The 23,821-nt window shown below is 74.2% G+C and carries 24 protein-coding genes; 15 read left to right on the top strand and 9 right to left on the bottom strand.

What is annotated here, in order from left to right:
• Window positions 1–121 precede the first annotated feature (121 nt).
• Window positions 122–1,117 (bottom strand): type I glyceraldehyde-3-phosphate dehydrogenase, encoded by a 996-nt coding sequence (gene gap, locus WBQ80_RS15165; protein ID WP_336573045.1) that lies wholly within the window; start codon window positions 1,115–1,117, stop codon window positions 122–124.
• Window positions 1,118–1,307: 190 nt separating this feature from the next.
• Between gap and WBQ80_RS15170 the strand changes: the two genes are divergently transcribed.
• Window positions 1,308–1,766 carry a VanZ family protein gene (locus WBQ80_RS15170; RefSeq protein WP_336573046.1) on the top strand — a complete coding sequence of 153 codons (459 nt, stop codon included), beginning with the start codon at window positions 1,308–1,310 and terminating at the stop codon, window positions 1,764–1,766.
• A gap of 9 nt (window positions 1,767–1,775) precedes the next feature.
• Here WBQ80_RS15170 and WBQ80_RS15175 read toward each other — a convergent pair whose 3' ends face one another.
• Window positions 1,776–2,723, bottom strand: coding sequence for a GlxA family transcriptional regulator (locus tag WBQ80_RS15175; RefSeq protein ID WP_336573047.1), 948 nt, complete (start codon window positions 2,721–2,723; stop codon window positions 1,776–1,778).
• A gap of 67 nt (window positions 2,724–2,790) precedes the next feature.
• Complete coding sequence (locus WBQ80_RS15180; protein ID WP_336573048.1) at window positions 2,791–3,489, bottom strand: TetR/AcrR family transcriptional regulator; 699 nt, start codon at window positions 3,487–3,489, stop codon at window positions 2,791–2,793.
• A 68-nt stretch (window positions 3,490–3,557) separates the two neighbouring features.
• On the opposite strand from WBQ80_RS15180, the gene WBQ80_RS15185 reads away from it, so the two are divergent.
• Entirely contained in the window at window positions 3,558–4,586 is a 1,029-nt protein-coding gene (locus tag WBQ80_RS15185) for an NAD-dependent epimerase/dehydratase family protein (RefSeq protein ID WP_336573049.1), read from the top strand.
• A 27-nt stretch (window positions 4,587–4,613) separates the two neighbouring features.
• Here the strand turns inward: WBQ80_RS15185 and WBQ80_RS15190 are convergent, their stop codons facing one another.
• Window positions 4,614–5,357 (bottom strand): glucose 1-dehydrogenase, encoded by a 744-nt coding sequence (locus WBQ80_RS15190; RefSeq protein WP_336573050.1) that lies wholly within the window; start codon window positions 5,355–5,357, stop codon window positions 4,614–4,616.
• 145 nt (window positions 5,358–5,502) lie between these two features.
• Here WBQ80_RS15190 and WBQ80_RS15195 point away from each other — a divergent pair, with 145 nt between their 5' ends.
• Complete coding sequence (locus WBQ80_RS15195) at window positions 5,503–7,263, top strand: glycosyltransferase family 4 protein (RefSeq protein ID WP_336573051.1); 1,761 nt, start codon at window positions 5,503–5,505, stop codon at window positions 7,261–7,263.
• 98 nt (window positions 7,264–7,361) lie between these two features.
• Window positions 7,362–7,556: a hypothetical protein gene (locus tag WBQ80_RS15200; RefSeq protein WP_336573052.1), complete on the top strand. Its 195-nt coding sequence runs from the start codon at window positions 7,362–7,364 to the stop codon at window positions 7,554–7,556.
• 53 nt (window positions 7,557–7,609) lie between these two features.
• Here WBQ80_RS15200 and WBQ80_RS15205 read toward each other — a convergent pair whose 3' ends face one another.
• Window positions 7,610–8,470: an NAD-dependent epimerase/dehydratase family protein gene (locus tag WBQ80_RS15205; RefSeq protein ID WP_336573053.1), complete on the bottom strand. Its 861-nt coding sequence runs from the start codon at window positions 8,468–8,470 to the stop codon at window positions 7,610–7,612.
• Between the two features lie 122 nt (window positions 8,471–8,592).
• On the opposite strand from WBQ80_RS15205, the gene WBQ80_RS15210 reads away from it, so the two are divergent.
• On the top strand, window positions 8,593–9,021 hold the full coding sequence (locus WBQ80_RS15210; RefSeq protein WP_336573054.1) for a hypothetical protein: 429 nt from the start codon (window positions 8,593–8,595) through the stop codon (window positions 9,019–9,021).
• A 19-nt stretch (window positions 9,022–9,040) separates the two neighbouring features.
• On the opposite strand, the gene WBQ80_RS15215 is transcribed toward WBQ80_RS15210, so the two are convergent.
• Window positions 9,041–9,568 carry a hypothetical protein gene (locus tag WBQ80_RS15215; RefSeq protein ID WP_336573055.1) on the bottom strand — a complete coding sequence of 176 codons (528 nt, stop codon included), beginning with the start codon at window positions 9,566–9,568 and terminating at the stop codon, window positions 9,041–9,043.
• Window positions 9,569–9,641: 73 nt separating this feature from the next.
• A complete protein-coding gene (locus WBQ80_RS15220; protein ID WP_336573056.1) occupies window positions 9,642–10,598 on the bottom strand; it encodes a 5'-3' exonuclease in 957 nt (318 codons plus the stop codon).
• A 162-nt stretch (window positions 10,599–10,760) separates the two neighbouring features.
• On the opposite strand from WBQ80_RS15220, the gene msrB reads away from it, so the two are divergent.
• From msrB to WBQ80_RS15235, 3 genes are read left to right on the top strand one after another with little or no spacing between them, the layout of a single operon-like run.
• Window positions 10,761–11,261: a peptide-methionine (R)-S-oxide reductase MsrB gene (gene msrB, locus WBQ80_RS15225; protein WP_336573057.1), complete on the top strand. Its 501-nt coding sequence runs from the start codon at window positions 10,761–10,763 to the stop codon at window positions 11,259–11,261.
• Window positions 11,258–11,803 (top strand): peptide-methionine (S)-S-oxide reductase MsrA, encoded by a 546-nt coding sequence (gene msrA, locus WBQ80_RS15230; RefSeq protein WP_337282596.1) that lies wholly within the window; start codon window positions 11,258–11,260, stop codon window positions 11,801–11,803. Before msrB ends, msrA begins: the two co-directional genes overlap by 4 nt.
• Before the next feature lie 21 nt (window positions 11,804–11,824).
• Window positions 11,825–12,910: an FUSC family protein gene (locus WBQ80_RS15235; RefSeq protein WP_336573059.1), complete on the top strand. Its 1,086-nt coding sequence runs from the start codon at window positions 11,825–11,827 to the stop codon at window positions 12,908–12,910.
• A 69-nt stretch (window positions 12,911–12,979) separates the two neighbouring features.
• Here the strand turns inward: WBQ80_RS15235 and WBQ80_RS15240 are convergent, their stop codons facing one another.
• The gene (locus tag WBQ80_RS15240) at window positions 12,980–13,201 is read right to left on the bottom strand and encodes a hypothetical protein (RefSeq protein WP_336573060.1); all 222 of its coding nucleotides are present in this window, start codon (window positions 13,199–13,201) and stop codon (window positions 12,980–12,982) included.
• A 208-nt stretch (window positions 13,202–13,409) separates the two neighbouring features.
• On the opposite strand from WBQ80_RS15240, the gene WBQ80_RS15245 reads away from it, so the two are divergent.
• From WBQ80_RS15245 to WBQ80_RS15270, 6 genes are all read left to right on the top strand, one after another.
• A complete protein-coding gene (locus tag WBQ80_RS15245; RefSeq protein WP_337282597.1) occupies window positions 13,410–16,322 on the top strand; it encodes an aminotransferase class III-fold pyridoxal phosphate-dependent enzyme in 2,913 nt (970 codons plus the stop codon).
• 46 nt (window positions 16,323–16,368) lie between these two features.
• Window positions 16,369–17,580 (top strand): adenylate/guanylate cyclase domain-containing protein, encoded by a 1,212-nt coding sequence (locus tag WBQ80_RS15250; protein WP_336573385.1) that lies wholly within the window; start codon window positions 16,369–16,371, stop codon window positions 17,578–17,580.
• A gap of 134 nt (window positions 17,581–17,714) precedes the next feature.
• A complete protein-coding gene (locus tag WBQ80_RS15255) occupies window positions 17,715–18,932 on the top strand; it encodes a carboxylate-amine ligase (protein WP_336573386.1) in 1,218 nt (405 codons plus the stop codon).
• Between the two features lie 82 nt (window positions 18,933–19,014).
• The gene (locus WBQ80_RS15260; RefSeq protein ID WP_336573387.1) at window positions 19,015–19,881 is read left to right on the top strand and encodes a TspO/MBR family protein; all 867 of its coding nucleotides are present in this window, start codon (window positions 19,015–19,017) and stop codon (window positions 19,879–19,881) included.
• A 139-nt stretch (window positions 19,882–20,020) separates the two neighbouring features.
• Entirely contained in the window at window positions 20,021–20,704 is a 684-nt protein-coding gene (locus tag WBQ80_RS15265) for an alpha/beta hydrolase family protein (protein ID WP_336573388.1), read from the top strand.
• Window positions 20,705–20,764: 60 nt separating this feature from the next.
• Window positions 20,765–21,172: a TM2 domain-containing protein gene (locus WBQ80_RS15270; protein WP_336573389.1), complete on the top strand. Its 408-nt coding sequence runs from the start codon at window positions 20,765–20,767 to the stop codon at window positions 21,170–21,172.
• Between the two features lie 64 nt (window positions 21,173–21,236).
• On the opposite strand, the gene WBQ80_RS15275 is transcribed toward WBQ80_RS15270, so the two are convergent.
• Window positions 21,237–21,992: an SDR family NAD(P)-dependent oxidoreductase gene (locus WBQ80_RS15275; protein ID WP_337282598.1), complete on the bottom strand. Its 756-nt coding sequence runs from the start codon at window positions 21,990–21,992 to the stop codon at window positions 21,237–21,239.
• 201 nt (window positions 21,993–22,193) lie between these two features.
• On the opposite strand from WBQ80_RS15275, the gene WBQ80_RS15280 reads away from it, so the two are divergent.
• The gene (locus WBQ80_RS15280) at window positions 22,194–23,735 is read left to right on the top strand and encodes a molybdopterin-dependent oxidoreductase (protein ID WP_336573392.1); all 1,542 of its coding nucleotides are present in this window, start codon (window positions 22,194–22,196) and stop codon (window positions 23,733–23,735) included.
• Window positions 23,736–23,821: the final 86 nt, after the last annotated feature.

Here is a 23,821-nt window from a genome sequence, read left to right on the forward strand (position 1 = left end):
AAGAAACCCTCCACCCGCACCCGCACCCCCGCTTGGAACCCGCGGGGGAGAAAAACCCCCCCCCCCCCTCCCCCCCCCCCCCCCCCCCCCCCCCCCGACATCCGTTCGGCTGCGCCCGGCGTCAGGCCGCGAGCAGCTCCAGCGTGTCGATCACGCGGTTCGAGAAGCCCCACTCGTTGTCGTACCAGGCCACGACCTTGACGTGCCTGCCGTCGACGCGGGTGAGGTCGGCGTCGAAGATCGCCGAGTGCGGGTTGCCGACGATGTCGCTCGAGACGAGCGGCTCCTCGGAGTACTCGAGCACGCCTGCGAGCTCGCCCTCGGCGGCCGCGCGGTAGGCGGCGAGCACCTGCTCGCGCGTGACCTCCTTCGACACGGTCGCGTTGAGCTCGACGATCGAGCCGACCGGCACGGGCACGCGCATCGAGTCGCCGTTGAGCTTGCCGTCGAGCTTCGGCAGCACGAGGCCGATCGCCTTCGCGGCGCCCGTCGACGACGGCACGATGTTCTCCGCGGCGGCGCGGGCTCGGCGCGCGTCGGCGTGGGGCGCGTCCTGCAGGTTCTGGTCCTGCGTGTACGCGTGGATGGTGGTCATGAATCCGTGCTCGATGCCGGCGAGGTCGTCGAGCACCTTCGCGAGCGGCGCGAGCGCGTTCGTCGTGCAGGACGCGTTCGAGATCACGGTGTGGGCGGATGCGTCGTACGCGTCGGTGTTGACGCCGTAGGCGAGCGTGACGTCCGCGCCCTTCGACGGGGCGCTGACGAGGACCTTCTTCGCGCCCGCGGCGAGGTGCGCGCGCGCCGCCTCGGCGTCGGTGAAGCGGCCGGTCGACTCGAGCACGATGTCGACGTCGAGCTCGGCCCAGGGGAGCTTCGCCGGGTCGCGCTCGGCGAGCACCGTCACGCGGTGGCCGTCGATGACGAGCACGTCGCCGTCGACCTCGACCGAGCGGCCGAAGCGGCCGCCGACCGTGTCGTACTTGAGCAGCCGGGCGAGGGCCGCGGGGTCGGTGAGGTCGTTGACGGCCACGACCTCCAGGTTCGAGTCGCGCTCCAGGAGGGCGCGCAGGGTGTTGCGGCCGATGCGTCCGAAGCCGTTGACGGCGATGCGGGTCATTGCGGGGTGTTCCTTTCTCATCCGGAGACGTCCGGACCTCCCACCCTGGTCGGCGGCGGGGCGGCGCGGCAGTGGCTTGCAGGACAGCGTGCGAAAGGATCTCGCCAATCATGAAGCGGACAGCCGACGCACCGGGCGTGGAAAGGCGACTCGGAGGCGAGCTTCAGGCAGGTTGGGAAGGATGTCCCGCATGCGTCCCCTCCGACCCGCCCCCGTACTGCTCGTCGCGTACGTCGGCCTGGTGCTGTGGGCGACCCTCGGCCCGGTGCCCTGGGCCGGCCACGGCTACCAGGCGCCCGACGGCGTGCTCGACTGGCGGATCTGGCTCGACGCCGACACGTGGACCATGGGCACGCGCACCGAGTTCGTGCTCAACGTGCTCATGTTCGTCCCGCTCGGCGCGCTGCTCGCGCTCACGCTGCGGCGAGCGCCGCTGCTCGTCGTGACGGGTGTCGCGGTCGCCCTCGGCGTGGTCATCGAGCTCGCGCAGATCTCGATGGTGGACCGCATCTCCGACCCGCGCGACGTGGTCGCGAACGCCGGCGGTGCGTTCGTGGGCGTCCTCATCGCCCGCGGCATCGCGGCGATCGCAGGCCTGTCGTCGCAGACGCCCGCGCCGGCGCGGGCACGAGCGCAGCGCACCTCCTAGCCGCGAGGCTCAGGCCGCGAACGTGTGCCGGTACTCGCTCGGCGACGTGCCCAGGATGCGCTGGAAGTGCAGCCGCAGGTTGGCGCCCGTTCCGAGCCCCGCCTCGGCGGCGATCTGCTCGACGCCGAGGTCGGTGCGCTCGAGCAGCTCGCGCGCGAGGTCGATGCGCGCCCGCAGGATCCACTGCATGGGCGTGTAGCCGGTGTCGTCCACGAACCGGCGCGAGAACGTGCGCGGCGAGACGGTCGCGTTGCGCGCGAGGTCCTCGAGCGTGAGCGGCTCCTGCAGGTGCTCGAGCGCCCACTGCCGCGTCGCGGCGAACACGTCGCCGAGCGGCTCGGGCACCGCGCGCGGCACGTACTGCGCCTGTCCGCCGCTGCGGTAGGGCGCCGCGACGAGCCGCCGGGCCGCGTGGTTCGACACCGCCACGCCGTGGTCGCGCCGCACGAGGTGGAGGCAGAGGTCGATGCCGGATGCCGCGCCCGCCGAGGTCAGCACCTGGCCCTCGTCGACGAACAGCACGTTCTCGTCGACGTCGACCCGCGGATGCCGCGCCCGCAGCGCGCGGGTGTAGTGCCAGTGCGTCGTCGCGCGACGCCCGTCGAGCAGGCCCGTCGCGGCGAGCGCGAAGGCGCCGGTCGAGATGGCGGCGAGGCGCGCGCCGCGCTCGTGGGCCGCCAGGAGCGCGTCGACCACCGGTGCCGGCGGATCCTCCCGATCGGGGTGCCGGTAGCCCGGGATGAAGATCGTCTCGGCCCACTCGAACGCCTCGAGCCCGTCGGCCACGTGGTACGAGAGGCCGTCGCCGCCGGTGACCGGGCCGGGCCTCGCGCCGCACACGCGCACCTCGTACGGCATGCTCGCGCGGGTCGTGAAGGTCTGCGCTGGGATGCCCACGTCGAGCGGCTTGGCGCCCTCGAGCACGAGCACCGCGACCCGGTGGCTGCGTCGCGTCATGTGGCAAGAATGCCACCGATCGCAAGGATGGCGGCACTCGGGGGCACCGGGCCGTCGGCCCGGGGGTTCACCGATCGCCGGGCGGCGGCGGAGCCGCCTGCGGCCGCGGCCACCAGCCCGGCATGAGCGCCGCGATGCGGGCGGCGGATGCCGCGGCATCCGCCTCGTCGCCCATGGCCCAGGTCTCGATCGCACCCACGAGCCCGCCCCCGATGAACGCGGCGGCCTCCGCGAGCGCCGCGTCGGAGGCCGGCGCACCCGGCACGTCCTGTGCGCGCCACACCTCGAGCGCACGGCGGGCGCGGCGCCGCATCCGCTCGTCGAGCGCCGCCCGGAACACGCCGCGGCTCGCGGAGCCGAACAGCGCACGGTATCCGGCCCGCTCGAGGGCGACGTGGTCGAGCACCATGGTGAGCGAGTCGAGGTAGCGCTCGGCGACGTGCGCCGGGGTCTCGCCCGCGGGCTCGACCTCGACCGCGGCCAGCCGGTCGAGGTCCTGCGTGAACACCGCGAGCGCGAACGCGTGGACGCTCGGCGCGTGGGCGTAGAAGGTCGTGCGATGCACGCCCGCCTCGCGGCACAGCCGCGCGACGCTGATCGCGTCGAGCGGCTCGTCCTCGAGCAGGCGCAGGAGGGTCTCGGTGAGCGCGGCGCGCGTGCGGCGCTGCCGAGGATCGTCGAGGGGAACGGCGGCCGGGTCCGCCGCCCACGGCCGGCCGAGGGACCCGGCGGCCGGAGGCGGGCCCGCGGCATCCGTCTCGCTCATGCCGTCACCCTATCCGCGCCACGGGACGGGACCGGGACGGCCGGGTAGAGTCCGTCGCGGAGGTGGGAATGGGCGACGAACTGGTCCTCGTCACCGGCGGAACGGGCTTCGTCGCGGTGCACTGCATCGTGCGCCTCCTCGCGGAGGGGACCCGCGTGCGCGCGACCGTCCGCCACCCGCAGCGCGCTGACGACCTGCGGGCCCTCGTGCGGCTCGGGGGCGCCGATGCCACCGGGCTCGAGATCGCCACCGCCGACCTGCTCGACGACGCGGGCTGGCCCGCGGGCGTGGACGGGGCGACCCACGTGCTCCACGTCGCCTCGCCGTTCCCGGCGCGGCAGCCGAAGGACGAGCGCGAGCTCATCGCCCCCGCCCGCGAGGGTTCGCTGCGCGTGCTGCGCGCCGCGCGCGACGCCGGCGTGCGGCGCGTCGTGCTGACCTCGTCGTTCGCGGCCGTCGGGTACGGTCCGCACCCCGGCCGCCGGTTCACGGAGGCGGACTGGACGGACCCCGAGTCGCCGACGGTCACCCCGTACGTGCGCTCGAAGACGCTCGCCGAGCGCGCCGCCTGGGACTTCATGGGCCGCGAGGGCGGCGACATGGAGCTCGCGACGGTGAACCCGGTCGGCGTGTTCGGTCCCGCGATCGGCTCCGACCTGTCCGCGTCGCTCGAGCTCCTGCTCGCGCTCCTCGACGGACGGTTCCCGGCCGTGCCGCGGGGCTCCGTGAGCGCGGTCGACGTGCGCGACGTCGCCGACCTGCACGTGCGCGCGATGCGGCATCCGGCGGCGGCGGGCGAGCGGTTCCTCGCGGTCTCCGGCGACGCGTTCGAGTACCGCGAGCTGTCGCTGCTGCTGCGCGCCGAACTCGGCGAGCGGGCCCGGCGTGCACCCACGCGCGTGCTGCCCGACTGGGTGGTCCGCGCGGCGGCCCCCTTCGTGAGCGAGGCGCGCACGATCGCGGCCGACCTCGGGCGCCGGGCCGACGCGTCGCACGAGAAGGCGACGCGCGTGCTCGGCTGGACCCCGCGGCCCCGGGAGGAGGCCGTGGTCGCGGCGGCGCGCAGCCTGCTCGACCTCGGCCTCGTGCGCCCCTGACCGAGCGCCCGGGGACACGGCGGGGTCTCAGCCCTCGTAGTGCGCGAGACCCGCGGTCTCGCCGCCGTCGGCGACGAACTCGGCGCCGGTCGAGAAGCTCGACTCGTCGCTCGCGAGGAACAGGATGAGGTTCGACAGCTCGATCGGCTCGCCGACGCGGTGAAGCGCGACGTGGTTCTGCGGGGTCTCGAGCTCCTCGGTCATGGGCGTGCGGATGACGCCGGGGTGCACGGAGTTCACGCGGATGTTGTAGCGCCCGAGGTCGAGCGCCGCGTTCTTCGTGAGCCCGCGCACGCCGAACTTGGCGGCGTTGTAGCCCGGCAGCGCCTCGTAGCCCTGCAGCCCCGCGGTCGAGGAGATGTTGATGATCGAGCCCGCGCCCGACTCCTTCAGCGCCGGGATGGCGGCCTTGATCCCGTAGAACACGCCCGTGAGGTTGATGTCGAGGATCGTGTGCCAGGCGTCGATCGTGTAGTCCTCGATCGGGCCGAAGTTGGCGATGCCGGCGTTGTTCACGACCACGTCGAGCCGCCCGAACGCCTCCGTCGCCGCGGCGACCGCCGCCTCCCACTGGGCGTAGTCGGTCACGTCGAGGTGCACGTAGCGCGCGTGGTCCTCGCCGAGCTCCGCGGCGAGCGCCGAGCCCTCGTCGTCGAGCAGGTCGCCGACGACGACCTTCGCGCCCTCCTCGACGAGCCGGCGGGCGTGCGACGCCCCCATGCCCCGTGCTCCACCGCTGATGAGTACGACCTTGCCGCTGACGCGTGCCATGTGAACGCTCCTTGTCTCGCCGCGGGCGTTCGGCCCGCGGCATCCGTTGCCTTCTGGGCCCGGGGTCGGATGGCTCCGGGTGCTCCTTCTAATCTACACATGTCGATTAGGTGGCGGCTGAGTGCGGGCTGGGTATCGTGAGCGCGTGACTTCCGATCCCGCGCCCCGGACCCGCTTCGGCCTGAGCGTCGCCACGCCCTGGTACCCGACCAACCACCATCGGATGGCGGGGTCCTTCGTCGCCGAGCAGTCGCGGCTCGCCGGCGGCCTCGACGCGATCCGGGCGGGCGGGGGCATCCAGGTCGTGCACGGCGAGGAATGGGGCGCCGGCGCACCCGTGGACGCCGAACGGCTCCGACCGGCGTTCGACGCGACGCTCGACGCCCTGCGCCGCAGCGGCGGCACGCGCGTGAGCGGCGCGGTCGGCCCCGTGCACCGCGTGCCCGTCCTCACCGTCGGCGGCGACGACTGGGGCCGCCGCGGCGAGGCGCTGGTCCGCGACGCACGGCGCGTCATCGGCGAGTTCGCCTCGCCGGTCGTGCACGGGCACGTCGGCTACCTCGGCGGCCTCCTCGCCGCGCGACTCGCCGAACCCGGCGCACGGGTGATCGCGACCGAGCACTCGACCGCGCTGCGCGACGTGCTCGCCCAGCCGCAGGCGCGCGACCACTACGCCGAGCTCGTCGACCGCGCCGACGCGGTGTTCTGCGTGAGCGACCTCGTGCGCCGGCAGGTGCTCGACCGCGTCGACGACCCCCACGGGCGGGTGCGCGTGCTCCACAACCCGGTCGACTTCGCGCATGCCGCGCGCCGGGCGTCGGCCCCGTCGACCCTCCGCCGGTGGGTCTTCGTCGGCGGGCTCATCGAGCGGAAGGGCGTGCAGCGCCTGGCGCGCGCGTTCGCGATCGCCGCACGCGAGGACGCCGAGGTCTCGCTGTCGATGTACGGCACAGGTCCGCTGCGCGACGAGGTCGTGGCGATCGCCCGCGATGCCGGCGTCGCCGATCGCCTGCACCTCCACGGCGTGCTCGGCCACCGCGAACTGCTCGCGAAGCTGCCCGACTACGACGTCCTGTTCGCCCCGAGCACCTACGAGACGTTCCACCTCGCCGTGCCCGAGGCCGTCGCCGCCGGAGTCCCGGTGATCGTGACCCGGAGCGGCGGCCCCGAGGAGGCGCTCGCCGGCGTCGAGGACCGCGTCGGCCGCTTCGTCGACGTCGAGGACGCCCCCGACCAGCTGGTCGATGCGTGGCGCGACCTCTCGGCGGGGCTGGACCGGCTCGACCTCGACGGCGCGCGAGCCGAGCTGGACGCGCGCTACGGCCTCGACGCGGTGCGGCGCCGGCTCGCCGAGGCCTACGGCGTCGACGAGGCCGCGACGGCCGGGCCGGATGCCGCGACTGTGCATGCGGCGGCCGGATCGCCGGCCCCCGAGCGCATCGTGCTCGCGGCCGTCTCGGGGTGGCGCCGCTTCCACGTCGAGGCGGAGCTCGACGCCGCACGACGGCTCGGGGTCCCTGCGCAGCTCGTGACGTCCGACCCCGCGATCGCCGCCCTCGCGAGCGCGACCGGCGCGCCGAACGTCGCCGTCGTCAGACCCGCGGCGGTCGACCCCGCGGCCGCCGAGCCGTTCCCCGCGCGGGCGCGCCGCGCGGCGGCATCCGTACTGGGGGCGCTGCGATCGCGAGGCGTGCGCGCGGGCCTCGGCGCCGTCCGCCGCGAGTTGCCGACCCTCGGCCGGCCGCGGCCGGTCGCGGTGCCCGACGCAGCGACGCTGCTCGTCGCGGACTGCCAGTCGATGCCGCTCGCGACCGCCCTGCTCGAGCGGCACCCCGGGCTGCACCCCGTCGTCGAACTCGACCGCACCGGCACGCTCGCTCCGCCGCCGGACAGCGAGGGCGGCTGACCGGAGTCCGACGCCGGAGGAGAGCGGCGACCCTGTCAACCTCTGGCTGACGCCGACGGATGCTGCGAGCGTGGACCGTCCACCGAGAGGAGCGGACCATGAGCGACATGCGAGACGACCGGGGATCCGACGGACGCGAGCGCGACGGCGGCGCCGGCGACCGGCCGCCGGACGACGGGGGCACTGAGGGCACGATCCCGGCCGACCCCGACGGCGTGGCCGCGGGCGTGAGCGGGCAGCGGAACACGTTCGAACCCGAGGAGGACCCGGGCGTCGCCGACGTCGACGAGTGAGCGCGGCGGGTCGCGCCGCAGGGCGGGCGGCGAGGGCGCGGAGGCGCGGCCGGCTACGCCTCGCGCCAGCCGTGCCGCGGCTCGAAGCCCAGCTCGGCGTGCGCGCGGTCGATCGAGAACAGCGACTCGTGCTCGCCGAACTCGCGCCGCACCTCGACGCCCGGGAAGAACTCCTCGACGAGGGTGTCCGTCGGCCGCGACATCACGGTGTCGCGGTTGGCGATGAGGTAGCTGCGGGCGCCGGCGACGTCGGCCTCGAGCGCCAGGCGGACGGATGCCGCGGCATCTCGCACGTCGATGTAGCTGAACGCGTTGAACAGCCGCGACTCGGGGGACTCCTCGAACGACGGGAACTCGTCGTAGCGCGCCGGGTCGATCACGTTCGAGAACCGCAGCGCCACGAACGGGATGCCCGACCACGCCGACACGTGCTCGGCCATGGTCTCGCCGAGCACCTTGGACAGCGAGTAGGTGGTGGTCGGCCGCGGATAGTGGTCCTCGTCGATCGGGAGGTAGGCGGGCGGGGCGTCGCGGGTGAAGTCGAGCCCGAGCGTCGTCTCGCTCGACGCCCAGACGACGCGTCCGACCCCCGCGCGTGCCGCGGCGAGGAAGACGTTGGCGTTGACCGCGTTGTTGACGTTGAGCGTGCGCGCGGGCGTGAAGATCGACGGCGCGGGGATCGCCGCGAGGTGGGCGACGGCATCGACCCCGTCGATCACCTCGAACGCGTCACCGGCGTCGGTGAGGTCGGCCTGGGTGTAGGCGAGGTCTTCCCGGGACCACCGCGCGGGCAGCAGTGCGGACGGCGGGACGACGTCGGTCGCGAGCACCTCGTAGCCGTGCTCGAGCAGGTCGGCGACGACCGCCCGACCCGCGAGTCCCGATGCTCCCGTGACGCAGATCCGCTCGGCCATGCCGCTCCCCTCGTTCGCCGCCGGCGCGGCGGACGCGCCCATTCTCCGGGCCGGTCGGGCACCCGTCCACCCCGTTGCGCGTTCCGGCGCCGCCGGGCTCGCGCCGCACGTACGATCGAGGCATGAGCGACCCGGCCGAGCAGGATCCGCGGGACCCGCGGGATCCCACCCCGTGGTGGCAGGACCAGACCGACGTGGGCGGCATCGGCATGGCGCGGCTGTTCGCGTGGTCCGCGCTGCTCATGGGCATCGGCGCGCTCGGCATCGCGATCTTCGCGCCCCTCGCGGGCGATGCGCTGCGCACCGTCTGGATCGCGGGCTTCGGGACCGTCGCGATCTGGGTCGCCGGGATGGCGCCGCCGCGGTACCGCCGCGAGGGCGTGCGGGTGCCGTGGGCGGTGCCCGCCGCCATGGTCCTCGGCGGCCTCGCGATCCTCGTGGCGGCCTACGCGTTCATCGTGATCGCCGCGGCATCCGGCGGGGTCGAGCTGCCCGCCCCCGAGCACTGGCTGCCGCCGTCGGCGCCGGCACGACCCGGGGTGCCGACCTGAGCCGGGCGGATGCCGCGGCTCAGTCCTGGGCGGGCGGGCGGTTGTAGTCGGCGATCGACTCGTCGGCGTACTCGCGCGCGATCGTGCCGAACAGCTGCCATACGGGCTCGGCGACGGTGCCGCCGACGATGCACTCGCTCCCCGCGGACTCGACGAGCGCCGGTTCGCGGCTGGGGTCGTCGACCTCCATGTAGACGTACCAGTCCCCGTCGTCGCGGAGCAGCACGGTCGCCTCCTCGAACGGCGCGAAGACGGTCCGGCCCGGGTCGCCGTAGTACCCGCTCGTCTGCGCGCGACAGAGCGAATAGGCGTCGATCGCCTCGATCGGCCGGTCCGTCCCGCCCGCGGACGGGGACTCCGTCGGCGGCGCGCTCTCGGGGGGCGGTGCCGTGGTCTCCACCGGCGCGGTCGTCGTCGGCGGTGCGCTCGGCGAGGCGGTCGGGTCCGGGTCCCCGGGTGCGCACCCGGCGAGGAGGCCGGCGAGCGCGATCGCGCCGGCGACGAGCGTTGCGACGGGCGCTGGGCCGATGCGAGTGGTCCGGTTCATGCCCGCAGGGTAACGGCGCGGCGCTCCGGCGGGCATCAGGGCGCGCCCGGGCCGTCGGATCGGTCGGCGACGGTCAGGAGGTCCGGTCGAGCGCGGCGACCGCCCGGGTCACCGATCCGCCCAGGTTCCACTCGTCGGCGAGGGCCAGCAGCGCGCCACGCGGTCCCTCCGCGAGCGGGGCCAGTCGGGCGCCCGCCTCGTCGGCCGACGGCACCTCGAGGTCGCGCACCACGTTCACCACGCGCGGCGCGACGGCCAGGTAGTCGTGGGCGCCCCTGAGCCTGGCGCGCATCGTCGCGGACATGCGCGGCGCGGCGTCCGCGACATCCGGATCGCCCGACGCCACGACGAGCATCGCGTCGAGGGTGCCGAAGTCGCCGAGCAGGCCGGCGGCGGTCTTCTCGCCGATGCCCGCCACCCCCGGGAGGCCGTCGGAGGCGTCCCCGCGCAGCACCGCGAAGTCGGCGTACTGGGACGCCTCGATGCCGTACTTCGCGACGACCCACTCCCCGGTGACGAGCTCGAGCCGGCTCATGCCGCGCGCGGTGTAGACGATGCGCACCTCGCGCTCGTCGTCGACGAGCTGGAAGAGGTCGCGGTCGCCGGTGACCACGTCGACGGGCATCGTCGCGTGCGTGGCCATCGTGCCGATGACGTCGTCGGCCTCGTGCTCGGCGACGCCGACGACGGGGATGCCGAGCAGCCCGAGCACCTCGCGGATCATGGGGACCTGCGCCTCGAGGGGATCGGGGACCTCCTCGACGTCGGGACCGCCGGCGACGACCTGTTCGACGCGGTGCGCCTTGTAGCTCGGGATGAGGTCGACGCGCCACTGCGGCCGCCAGTCGTCGTCCCAGCAGGCGACGACGTGCGTGGGCTCGAAGTCGGTGACGAGCCTCGCGATCATGTCGAGCAGCCCCCGGACCGCGTTGACGGGCGTCCCGTCGGCCCGTCGGATGGAGTCGGGCACCCCGTAGAACGCGCGGAAGTAGAGCGAGGCGGTGTCGAGCAGCATCAGACGATCGGCCATGGGGCGATCCTGTCACAGCGAACCCACAGCCACGGCGCCCGGATCGCGGAACAGACCCGCCCCGTCGCCGGTTGTTCCGGATGACGCCACGACACCGCCCCGTGCGGTGTCGCGTTCGGGCGCCGCAGCCGGCGGCGACCATGGCGTCCAGGAGGAGGAACCGTGTCCCACGACTACCGCAGCACTCCCGAGGCGCTCGCCCGCCTCACGCCCCTGCAGCGCAAGGTCACGCAGGACGACGCGACCGAGCCGGCGTTCCGCAACGAGTACTGGAACAACCACGATCCGGGGCTCTACGTCGACGTCGTGTCGGGGCAGCCGCTGTTCGCGAGCGTGCACAAGTACGACAGCCGCTCCGGATGGCCGAGCTTCACCCGGCCCATCGACGACGGCGCCGTCACCGAGCACGTCGACCGCTCGCTGTTCATGAAGCGCGTCGAGGTCCGCTCGGCGGGCGCCGACAGCCACCTGGGCCACGTCTTCGACGACGGCCCGATCGAGGCCGGCGGCCTGCGCTACTGCATCAACTCCGCGGCCCTGCGCTTCGTGCACCTCGACGACCTCGAGGCCGAGGGCTACGGCGAGTACCGCCACCTGTTCGAGACGACGGATGCCGCGGCATCCGTCGCACGCACCACCACCGAGAGCGAGGACCGCGCATGACCACCCCCGGCGCCATCACGACCCTTCCCGGAGCCGAGACCGCCGTCCTCGCGGGCGGCTGCTTCTGGGGCATGGAGGAGCTCATCCGCAAGATGCCCGGCGTGCTCGGCACGCGCGTGGGCTATTCGGGCGGCGACGTGCCGAACGCGACCTACCGCAACCACGGCACGCACGCCGAGGCCATCGAGGTCGTGTTCGACCCCGCGAAGATCAGCTACCGCGGGCTGCTGGAGTTCTTCTTCCAGATCCACGACCCGACCACGAAGAACCGCCAGGGCAACGACATCGGCACCAGCTATCGCTCGGCGATCTACCCGACGAGCGCCGAGCAGCACGACACGGCGATCGACACCATCGCGGATGTCGACGCGTCGGGCATCTGGCCCGGCCCGGTCGTGACCGAGGTCGCGCCGGCCGGCGCGTTCTGGGAGGCGGAGCCGGAGCACCAGGACTACCTCCAGCGGATCCCGTGGGGCTACACGTGCCACTTCGTGCGCCCGGACTGGACGCTCCCGAAGCGCGACACGGCACAGGCGAGCTGACCGCCCGCTAGCGTGGGGCGCATGCGGTTCCCCCTGCGCGTCCCGGAACGGCTCCGCGTGTCGGAGCGGTTCCGGGCCACCAGGCGGGCGCCGCTGCTCCAGGTGCTGAAGTCGGCGGTCGCGACGGTCGCCGCGTGGCTCATCGCCGGGTGGCTCGTGCCCGGCCCGCTGCCGGTGTTCGCCGCGATCGCCGCGCTGCTCGTCGTGCAGCCGAGCGTGAACCAGTCGCTCGGCAAGGCCGTCGAACGCAGCGTCGGCGTGATCGCGGGCGTCGTGATCGCGTCGGCGCTCGGCGTCGCGTTCGGTCCGGCCGGGTGGGTCGTGCTCGTCGCCATCGTCGCGGCGATCCTCATCGCCTGGGCGCTGCGCATGACGACGGGCACGTCGAACCAGGTCGCGATCAGCGCGATGCTCGTGCTCGCACTGGGCGGCACGTCACCGGAGTACGCGCTCGATCGCGTGATCGAGACGCTCATCGGCGCGGCCATCGGCATCGTCGTGAACGTGCTGATCGTGCCGCCGGTGCTCGTCGCACCGTCGCGCGACCAGCTGGCCCGGCTCGGTGCGGAGCTCGCCGCGTCCCTCGACCGCCTCGCGGGCGCGCTCGAGACCCCCCAGCGGCCCGCCGACCTCACGGGCCTCATGATCGAGGCGCGGCTCATGCGGCCGATGCGCGAGGCGGCGGACGCCGCGATCGCCGAGGCCGAGGAGTCGCTGACCCTCAACCCGCGGCGCTCCGCCCACCGCGGCGACCTCGCCGAGCAGCGCAAGCTGCTGAACCGCCTGAGCCCCATGGTCACGCAGGTGGTCGGCATGACCCGCGCCTACGTCGACCACTACGACGACGGACTCTGCGACGAGCCCACGGTCCAGGCGATCGCCGAGCAGTTGCGCCGGGCCGCGCACGACGTGCGCCTCGCGGTCCACCTCGCCGACGTGGAGCCGCAGCCGCTGACGTCGGCGGTTCCCGCGCTCACCGCCCCGCTCGTGGTGTCTCCGCCGAAGTCCGACCACTGGATCCTCGTCGGCTCCCTCATGGAGGACCTGCGCCGCATCCGCGAGGAGCTCCTCGAGGACGAGGTGCCACCGGACGCCGCGGCCTTCTGAGACGGACTCAGCGGAGACGCTCGTCGTCGCCCGGCATCCCGGTCGACCTCGACCCGCACCCGCCCCGGGTCAGGCGAGCAGGTCGCGGACCGCGTCACCCCATTCGAAGCCGCAGTCGCGGCAGTCGAAGATCGGGGACTCGTCGTGGAGGCCGGCCGCGGCCGCATCCGCCACCTCGACCTCGAGGTCGAGCGGGCCGTATACGATCACGCGCACCGCGGCGGAGCCGCAGCGAAGGCAGGGCTCGTCGAGCACGTCGGGCTCGAGCGTCGGATGCATCGGGTTCGTCATGCGGATCACGGTAGGCGAGCCCGCCGACATCCGGCGCTGATCCCTCGCGCGTCGACCGGGAGGTGGACGGATGGCCCCGGTGCCGGCCGGCACGACGGGACGGCGAACGACGGCGGGGCGCATCGACGCCACGGCGGTGACCCTGCGCGGCGGGCCCGGTCTATCGTCGAGGCGATGCCGCCGAACGGCGGCGCCTCGAGGAGCGACCATGACCCAGGCCCACGCCGGCTTCGACTTCTTCTCCGCGGGCGAACTGCCCGCGCCGAGCGTGCCCGCCGACGAGGTCGCCGCGATCGTCCGCGAGCACTGGGGGCTCGACGTCGAGCTCGAGCCGCTCGGCAGCCAGCAGGACCAGAACTTCCTCGCGACGGTCGACGGCGCGCCGGCCGGCGTCGTGAAGATCACCAATCCCGCGTTCACGGCCGCCGAGCTCGACGCGCAGGACCACGCCGCCTCCCGCATCGCCGCCGAGGCGCCGCACCTGCGCATCGCGACGACCACCCTCGCCGGCGACGGGACGCCGCGTTCGGTCGTCGCCGAGACGAGCGAGGGGCCGCTCGCCGTCCGACTGCTCGAGCACCTCGCCGGCGGAACGCTCACGGGCAGCGCGCACCTCTCCCCCGCGGTCGTCGCCCGCATGGGCGAGCTCGCCGCGCATGCGAGCCTCGCGCTCGCCCGCTTCGAGCACCCCGGACTCGACCGCGTGCTGCAGTGGGACCTCAGGCACGCCGACCGCGTCGTCGACCTCCTCGCCCACTACCACCCCGACCCCGCCAAGCGGGCGCAGGTGACGGATGCCGCGGCCCGCGCCTGGGCGGACGTGCACGCCGTGGCCGCCGACCTGCCCGTGCAGGCCGTGCACCTCGACCTCACCGACGACAACGTCGTGTGCACGATCGAGGGCGGCATCCGCACGCCCGACGGGCTGATCGACTTCGGCGACGTCACCGCGACCTGGGCGGTCTCGGAGCTCGCGATCACGATCTCGTCGGTGCTGCCCGCGGTGCGCGCGTTCCACGCCCTGCGCCCGCTGTCGCCCGCCGAGGTGCGCGCGCTGTGGCCGCTCGTCGTGCTGCGCGGCGCGGTGCTCGTCGTGAGCGGCGAGCAGCAGGTGCAGATCGACGGCGGCGCCAACGAGTACGCCGCCGCAGGCGTCGAGCGCGAGTGGCGCATCTTCGAGCAGGCGACGTCCGTGCCGTCCGTCGTGATGACGGGCGTGATCGCCGACGCGCTCGGGGTGGATGGGGGGTCTCGAGACGGGCGCGGGGCGCCCTCATCGACCCGCAGGATCCCTGCGGGTCGAGGAGCGCCGCCGGAGGCGACGCGTCTCGAGACCCGGCCCGGCATCGACCCCGCCCGCGCCGCCCGCCTCGACGTCTCGATCGCCTCCGACGACGTCGACGCGGGCGCGTGGCTCGACCCCGACCTCGAGGAACGGCTCGCGCTCGCCGCACTCGACGCCGGCGCCTCCGTCGCCTGGCTCGAGCGCGCGACGCCGCGGCTCAGCGAAAGCCGCATCCGCTCCGCGGAATCGCCGGCGACCATCCCCACGGGCATCGACGCGTGGTTCGCCGAGGCGCAGCACCTGACGGCGGACGGCGACGCGCGGCTCGTCATCGAGACCGCCGACGGCGCCACGATCCTCGACGGCACCGTCCCGTCCCGCGTGCGCGCCCGCATCCGCGTCGAGGCGCCGGAGGCGCCGCGCGTGCCGCACCTCGTGCGTCCCGAGTACGCGCGCGGCTGGCTCGCGCTGACCGCGGATCCGGCCGTCGGCCTGGGGCTCGAGACGCGTCCGGCCGCGCCGGGCGCTCCTCGGCCCGCAGGTGCCGCAGCCGACGCGGCCGAGCTCATCGCCCGCCGCGACCGCGCGTTCGCCGAGGTGCAGGAGCACTACTACGACGCCCCGCCGCGCATCGAGCGCGGCTGGCGCGAGCACCTCGTCGGCACCGACGGGCGCGCGTACCTCGACATGGTGAACAACGTGACCCCGCTCGGCCACGGCCACCCGAAGCTCGCCGCCGCCGTCGCGAAGCAGCTGCGCACCCTCAACACGAACTCGCGGTTCAACTACGGCGCAGTCGTCGAGTTCTCCGAGCGGCTCGCCGCGCTCGCGCCCGACCCGCTCGACACCGTGTTCCTCGTGAACTCCGGCTCCGAGGCGACCGACCTCGCCATCCGCGTCGCGATGGCCGCGACCGGCCGCCGCGACATGGTCTCGCTCCTCGAGGCGTACCACGGCTGGACCTACGCGTCCGACGCCGTCAGCACGTCGACCGCCGACAACCCGAACGCGCTCGCGACCCGGCCCGACTGGGTGCACGCGCTCGACGCGCCGAACCCGTTCCGCGGCCTCCATCGGGGTGCGGATGCCGCGCGCTACGCGCCCGAGGCCGCCGAGCGCATCCGCGAGCTCGCGGCATCCGGTCGCCCGCCCGCCGGGTTCATCGCCGAGACCTTCTACGGCAACGCCGGCGGCATCCCGCTGCCCGACGGGTACCTCGCCGAGGTGTACGGGGCCGTGCGCGAGGCCGGCGGGCTCGCGATCGCCGACGAGGTGCAGGCCGGGTACGGCCGGCTCGGGCACTGGTTCTGGGGCTTCGAGCAGCAGGGCGTCGTGCCCGACGTGATCGCCGTCGCGAAGGCCGCCGGCAACGGGTACCCGCTCGGTGCCGTCATCACGACCCGTGGGATCGCCGCGCGCTACCGCACGCAGGGGTACTTCTTCTCGTCGACGGGCGGCAGCCCCGCCTCGAGCGTGGCCGGGCTCACCGTGCTCGACGCCTTCCGCGACGAGCGACTGCAGCAGAACGCGGCGGAGACCGGCGCGTACCTCAAGGGCCGGCTCCAGGCGCTCGCGGAGCAGCATCCGCTCATCGGCGCCGTGCACGGGCTGGGGCTGTACCTCGGCGTGGAGTTCGTGCGCGACCGGGCCACGCTCGAGCCCGCGACCGACGAGACCGCGGCGATCTGCGACCGGCTGCTGACGCTCGGCGTGATCATGCAGCCCACGGGCGACTTCCAGAACGTGCTCAAGGTGAAGCCGCCGCTCGTGGTCTCGCGCGAGAGCGCGGACTTCTTCGTCGACATGCTCGACCGGGTGCTCGCCGAAGGCTGGTAGGACGCGCTCCCACCCGCCCGGGCCGGCAGGGTCTACGCTCGGCCTCGTGGACGGGTCGGCCGAGCGGTACACGCGCGAGGAGCTCGTCGAGCGCTCGGGCGCCGACAGCGGATTCGTCGACCGGGTGCTCGGATCCGGCGCGATAGCGCCCGATCCGGACGGCGCCTTCGGGCCCGGCGACGTGCAGCGGGTCCGCCTCCTGGAGGCCTGCGACCGCGCCGGGTTGAGCGCCGAGGCGATCGGCGGGGCGGTCCGGTCGGGCAGGCTCTCGCTCGCGTTCCTCGACGCGCCGCAGTACCGCTGGTCCGAGCTCCGGGGCGAGACCTACGGCGAGCTCGCGACCCGGCTCGGCATGCCCTTCGAGGTCATCGGCCGCACCGGCGCCGCCCTCGTGAACCGGCACCTCCGACCCGGTGACCCGACGCGCGAGGACGACGAGGCCATCTTCACGGTCATCGGCATGGTCGCGGCGATGGTCGATGTCGACGCGATCATGCGGATCGGGCGCGTGTACGTCGACGCGCTGCGCCGCGTCTCCGAGGCCGAGAGCGAGCTGTTCCAGACCCACATCGTGGGCGGACTGATGCGGGCCGGCCTCTCGTACGGGGAAGCGCTCGAGCGGTCGGCGGGCCTCGGCGCCGAGATGACCCCGCTCATGGAGCAGATGGTGCTCACGCTCTACCGCCGCCAGCAGGAACGCGGATGGACCGCGGGCATCGTCGAGGGCATCGAGCGCGCCCTCGAGTCGTCCGGAAGTCCGCACGCCGGACCGGCGCGTCCGCCGGCGTTCGTCTTCATCGATCTCTCCGGGTACACGCGGCTCACCGACGAGCAGGGGGATGCCGCGGGCGCGCGACTCGCCCGCCGCATGAGCACCGTGGTCGATCACATCGCCACCGAGCACGCCGGCACGCCCGTCAAGTGGCTGGGCGACGGCGTCATGGTCCACTTCCGGCACGTCGCCCAGGCGGTGCGGGCCACGCTCGAGACCGTCGCCGCCGCCCCGGGTGTCGGGCTGCCCGCGCACGCCGGCATCGCCGCCGGACCCGTCGTCACGCAGGACGGGGACTACTTCGGTCGCGCGGTCAACCTCGCCTCGAGGATCTCCGCGGCCGCCACGGCCGGGCAGACCCTCGTGAGCGGTGCCGTCGTGGAGCTCGCCGACGATCCCGGGTTGTCCTTCCGGGAGGTCGGGCCCGTCGAGCTCAAGGGCATCGCCGAGCCCGTCACGGTCTTCGAGGCGACCGCGGTCGGCTGAGCCGACCGTTCCGCCCGGAGCGAGCGGCCGGACGCGCGACGCGGCACGCCCCCTTGACACCGTCGCCCGCACGGCGCACCCTGCAAGCAGGCGGTGGGGGGACCGGTACCCTTCCGCGCGTGAAGGGGGCGGCGATGACGACGTTCGGCATCGAGGAGGAGTTCTTCTTCCTCACACCGGAGGAGATGGTCCCCGCCAACATGGCCGAGGACGTCTACCTCCGGCTGGCCGGCGACCCGCAGTGGAGCCGGGTCGTGCACCGCGAGTTCCTCGCCTCGCAGATCGAGCATGCGAGCGCGGTGTTCACCGGGCTCGGCGAGGCCGGCCGGGCGCTGCTCGGCTTCCGGCACGAGGTCGACGCCGACGCCGGCCGCCACGGCGTGTGCGTCGCGAGCATCGGCACGACCCCCCACACCACCGCCTTCCCCACGATCGCGGACGTCGACCGCTACCACCGGATCGTGCGCGACATGGGGGGCGTGATCGCCGACCACCAGATGAGCGGGCTGCACGTGCACGTCGGCATCCCCACGCGCGAGCACGGCGTCGCCGCGCTCAACTCGGTGCGCCCCTGGCTGCCGCTGCTCACCGCGATGTCGGGCAACTCGCCGCTGTGGCGCGGGTACGACACGGGGTACGAGAGCTGGCGCACCATCCAGCTGCGCCGGTGGACGACCGCCGGATGCCCGCCCCGCTTCACCGACGCCGCCGACTACGACCGACGCATCCGCCAGCTCCTCGGCATGGGCGGCATGGTCGAGCTCGCCCTCATCGCCTGGAACGTGCGGCTCTCGGAGCACCTGCCGACCATCGAGTTCCGGATGTCGGACGCGCAGCTCACGACCGACGACACCCTGCTCGTCGCCGCCCTGTGCCGGGCGCTCGTGCTGCGGGCGATCGACGAGGTCGAGCGCGACGGCCTCATCGCCGCGACCCGCGTGCGGCCGGTGCGGCCGGCCGACGAGCCCGACCCCGATGTGCCGCCCGAGCTGCTCAGCGCCGCCATGGTGCACTCGGCGCACACGGGGCTCTCGGGCACGGCGTTCGACCCGGTGAGCGGATGCCTCGTGGCGGCGCCCGACGTCCTGCGACGCCTCGAGCGGTACCTCGCCGAGCCCCTCGAGCGCACGGGCGACCGGGAGGTCGTCCACGAGCTCCTCGAGCGGCTGCTGCGCGACGGCACGGGCGCCGCGCGTCAGCTCGCGGCGTGGCAGCGCAACGGGGTGGCCGGCCTGCGCCGGCTGTACGCGTCGACGATCACGGCGCCGTCGATCACCGGCAGGGGCGCCCCCGCCGGGCGCCTGCGGGGGCGTGCCCCGGACGACGAGCGGCTCGCCGGCGGCATCCGCTGATTCAACCGAACGGTTGAGGCGCCGCGGGCTGCGGCCCGCCTACCGTGGAGTCGGCCGACGAGATCCACCACGAGGAGATCCGATGAGCACGACGCACGAGACCGTCCGACCCGTCGCCGACGAGCGTCCCGCGGGCGCGGGCGACACGATCCGCCAGGTGGTCGTGCTCGTCACGAGCGTCCTCGCGATCGTCGCCGCCTTCATCGGCTCGGGCGCGTTCGTCGGCACGCCGATCCAGGATGCCGCGGGCGGCTGGCTCGACGCCGACTCGACGCTCATCGCGCCCGGCCGGCCGGCGTTCTCGATCTGGAGCGTCATCTACACCGGCATGCTCGCCTACGCGATCTGGCAGCTCCTGCCCGGCCAGCGCACCGACGCGCGGCACCGTCGCATCGGGTACGCGGTCGCCGCATCGCTCGTGCTCAACGCGCTGTGGATCGGCGTCGTGCAGCTCGACCTCCTCGGGCTCAGCCTGCCCGTCATCGTCGTGCTGCTGGCGGTGCTCGCCTGGCTGTTCGTGCAGCTGCGCCGGATGCCGCCGAAGAACCTCGTCGACACGATCGTGACCGACGGCTCGATCGGCCTCTACCTCGGCTGGGTCGTGGTCGCGACCGCCGCGAACGCCACCGCCGTGCTCGCCGCAGCCGACTTCTCCGGCTGGGGCCTGCCCGACGAGACGTGGGCCGTGATCGTGATCGCCGCGGCCGCCGCCGTCGGCGTCGGCCTCGCGCTGTGGGGCCGCGGCCGGATCGCACCCATGCTCTCGCTGTGCTGGGGCCTGTCGTGGGTCGCGGTCGCCCGGCTCACCGACCAGCCGGAGTCGACCACCACCGGCATCGCCGCGATCGTCGCCGTGGCGGTCGTCGTCGTCGTGACGCTCGGCGCACGCGTCGTCGCGATGCGGTCCGAGACGCCTCGACGCGAGACGGCGGACGCCGGCGCCACCTGACCCCGGGGGACGCTGCGTGGGGACGCAGCACGGGGAGCCGGGGCGTGTTCGGGTCGCCTCGGCTCCTTCGTGTGCGGGCAGCGCCGCACGCCTGCGGCGAACCTCGGCGGCGAACGCCGCCATCGGGCACCATGAAGTCATGCGCGCCGACGAACAGCACCGCTCGATCGACGTCGGCGACGGCATCGGCACGGTCCCGGCGGTGCTCCTGCGGCCCGCCGGCGCCGCCGCGACCGTCGTCGTCGCGCATGGGGCGGGCGCCGGCAAGGACCACCCGTTCCTGACCGGCTTCTGCCGGGCGCTCGCCGACGTCGGCGTCGCCACCCTGCGCTTCGACTTCCCCTACCGCGAGGCCGGGCGGCGGTTCCCCGACCGTCCTCCCGTCGCCATCGCGGCCTGGCGGGCGGTGATGGATGCCGCGGCCGGCGCGGGCGACGGCGAACCCGTGTGGGCCGCGGGCAAGTCGTACGGCGGCCGCATGGCGTCGATGGCCGTCGCCGAGGGGATGCCGGCCGCGGGCCTGGTGTTCCTCGGCTATCCGCTGCACGCACCCGGCAAGCCCGAGAAGCCGCGCGACGAGCACTTCGCCGCCCTCGCGGGCGCGCCGATGCTGTTCCTCCAGGGTCGCAACGACCCGTTCGCCATCCCGAACGAGCAGCTCGACGAGCTGGTGCGACGCGTGGGCCCCCCGGCGATCCTCGACTGGATCGAGGGCGGCAACCACTCCTTCGAGGTGAAGGGCGCCCGGCGTCCGCCCGCCGAGGTCGGAGCGGGCCTCGCGCCGCGAGTCGCTCGATTCGTCGCCGAGCACGCGAGCCCCTGAGGGACTTTCGTCCCCGGGCGACCGCGAACCGGGGTGGAGCATCGTGCGAGGGGGTGCATCATGACCGCTGACCCGCCCGGCACGCCGGGATACGCGAATCCGCAGGTCGCCCGCGCGGCCGCCGCGAACAGCTCCGAGCGCTCGTTCATCGCGACGTGGCTGTTCGCGTGGCTCCTGGGATTCCTCGGCGTCGACCGCTTCTACCTCGGCAAGGTCGGCACCGGCATCCTGAAGCTGCTCACGATCGGCGGCTTCGGCATCTGGTGGCTCGTCGACCTCGTCCTGACGCTGACGAACTCGCAGCACGATGCCGACGGACGGCGCGTCGTCGGCACCCGGCAGGAGCAGACGATCGGCTGGATCGTCACGGCCGTCGGCGTCCTGCTGGGCTGGGTCGCGAGCGCGATGACGCAGGCGTTCGCGTTCCTCACCGGGCAGGTGCTGCCCAACCTGCCCTGGTTCTCCTGACGCCCGGCCGCAGCGACTCCGGGGCCCGGCGGGGTGAGCGCCGGGCCCGCGGCATCCGCCGGGCTCAGAGCGCCGTGTAGCCTCCATCGACGAGGTGGTAGCTGCCCGTGATGAAGCTCGCGGCGTCGCTCGCGAGGAACGCGACGAGCGCGGCGACCTCCTCGGGCCGGCCGAGCCGCCCGATCGGGTGCTTGCCCACGAGGAACTCCTGCGTGGCCTCGTCGAGGTTCGCGTCGATGAGCGGCGTCTTGATGAAGGCAGGACCGACCGAGTTCACGCGGACGCCCTGCGTCGCGTACTCGAGCGCCGCGTTCTTGGTCAGGCCGACGAGCCCGTGCTTGGCGCTGACGTACGCCGACGAGCTCGCGAACCCGACGCTGCCGAGGATCGAGGCGATGTTCACGATCGACCCTCCGCCGTTCGCGACGATCGCGGGGAGCTGCGCGCGCATGCCGAGGAACACCGAGCCGAGGTTCACGGCGATGACCTTGTCCCAGCCGTCGACGGGGTACTCGCCGATCGGCGCGGCCGGCCCGCCGATGCCCGCGTTGTTCACGGCGATGCGCAGCGGCGCGAGCGCGTTCGCGGCGCTGATGGAAGCCTCGATCCAGCCCGGGTCGGTCACGTCGCCGACGGACGCCTCGGCGGTGCCGCCGGCCGTGCGGATCTCGTCGACGACCGCGTCGGCGTGGTCGCCGTTCATGTCGTTCACGAGCACGGAGGCGCCGTTCTCCGCGAGCAGCAGCGCGATCGCGCGGCCGATGCCGCTGCCGCCTCCGGTCACGATCGCCGAGCGGTCGGCCACGTCGTACTGGGCCATGAGGGTCTCCTGTCGGTTCGATGGGGTTCGGTCCGGGTGACGGATGCCGCCGGGCTCCGCCGCCACGCACCCACACCGTAGGCCTGCGCGGGCACCGCCCGACAGGGCCTTGCGTCCCGCCGTCCGAGGATCGGCTGACGGTGTGCTGACGTTTCGCCGCCGAGCGTTCGCCGACGCCGCGCTCGGACGTAGCCTGATGCCATGCCCGCCGCGAGCCCCCGCACCCGTACCCTGGCGCTGCCCGCCGCGGCAGGCGTGGCGGCCGCGGCCGTCGGCGCGGGCGTGGGCGAGCTCGCGGCGGCGGTGATCGCACCGGCCGCCTCGCCGTTCGCCTCGATCGGCTCGCTGCTCATCGACCTCGCTCCGCCGTGGGCGAAGGATGCCGCGATCGCGCTGTTCGGCACGGGCGACAAGATCGCCCTGCTCGTCGGCATCGGCGTGGTGCTCGCGGCGCTGGGCGCGTTCGCGGGCGTGCTCGAGGTGCGGCATCCGCGGTGGGGTCGGGGACTGTTCGCGTTCGCGGGCGTCTTCGGCGCGCTCGCGGCCGCGACGCGCGCGAACGCGTCGATGCTCGCGGTGCTGCCGGCGGCGCTCGGGGCGATCGCCGCGATGGCGGCGCTCACGCTGCTGCTCCGGAACGTCCCGGCTGCCGGGCCCGACACGACGGCGGACGGCGTGGACCGACGCCGGTTCCTCGCCTGGGCGGGCGGCGCGACGGTGCTCGGCGTGCTGGCCGCGATCGGCGCCTCCGCGCTGACGGCGGGATCCCGCGCGGTGGCCGCCGTGCGGGACGCGTTGCGGCTGCCCCCGCCCGTGCGCCGCGCCGCCGTCCCGGCGTCGGCCGAGCTCGGCATCGAGGGCCTGGCGCCGGTGATCACGCCGAATCGCGACTTCTACCGGATCGACACGGCCCTGAACGTGCCCCAGGTGGACCCGTCGGAGTGGCGGCTGCGCATCCACGGCATGGTCGACCGCGAGGTCGAGCTGACCTGGGACGACCTGCTCGCGCTGCCGCTCGCGGAGAGCGTGACGACGCTCGCGTGCGTGTCGAACGAGGTCGGCGGGGACCTCATCGGCACGGCCGTGTGGCTCGGGTACCCGATCCGCGAGCTGCTCGCCGAGGCGCGACCCTCCGCCGGTGCCGACATGGTGCTCTCGCGGAGCATCGACGGGTTCACCGCCTCGACGCCGCTCGAGGCGCTCACCGACCCCGACCGAGAGTCGGTCCTCGCCGTGGGCATGAACGGCGAGCCGCTGCCGCTCGAGCACGGGTTCCCGGTGCGGATGGTGGTGCCCGGGCTCTACGGCTACGTCTCGGCGACGAAGTGGGTGGTCGACCTCGAGGTGACGCGCTTCGACCGCGACCGCGCCTACTGGTCGGATCGGGGCTGGAGCGAGCGCGGGCCCGTCAAGCTGTCGTCCCGCATCGACGTGCCGCGGCAGGGCCGGTCCGTCGACGCCGGACGGGTGGTCGTCGCCGGCGTCGCGTGGCACCAGCACATCGGCGTCGCGGGGGTCGAGGTGCAGGTCGACGACGGCGAGTGGGAGCCGGCGACGCTCGCGACCGCGATCTCGGCCGACACGTGGGTGCAGTGGCGCTTCGAGTGGGATGCCACGGCGGGAGGCCACACGCTGCGGGTCCGCGCGACGTCGGCCGACGGCGAGGTGCAGACCGCCGACGTCGCCCCGGTCGCGCCCGACGGTGCGACGGGCCTGCACGAGCGCCGCGTCGACGTCCGCTGACGCACCCCCGCCGCCTCCCCCCGCCCCCGCCGCGCCCCCGCCGCCCTCCCCCCATCCGCGCGAGTCGCCAGGAATCGCCCCATCAG

The organism is Agromyces sp. CCNWLW213 (genome assembly GCF_037199545.1).
Classification (GTDB): domain Bacteria; phylum Actinomycetota; class Actinomycetes; order Actinomycetales; family Microbacteriaceae; genus Agromyces.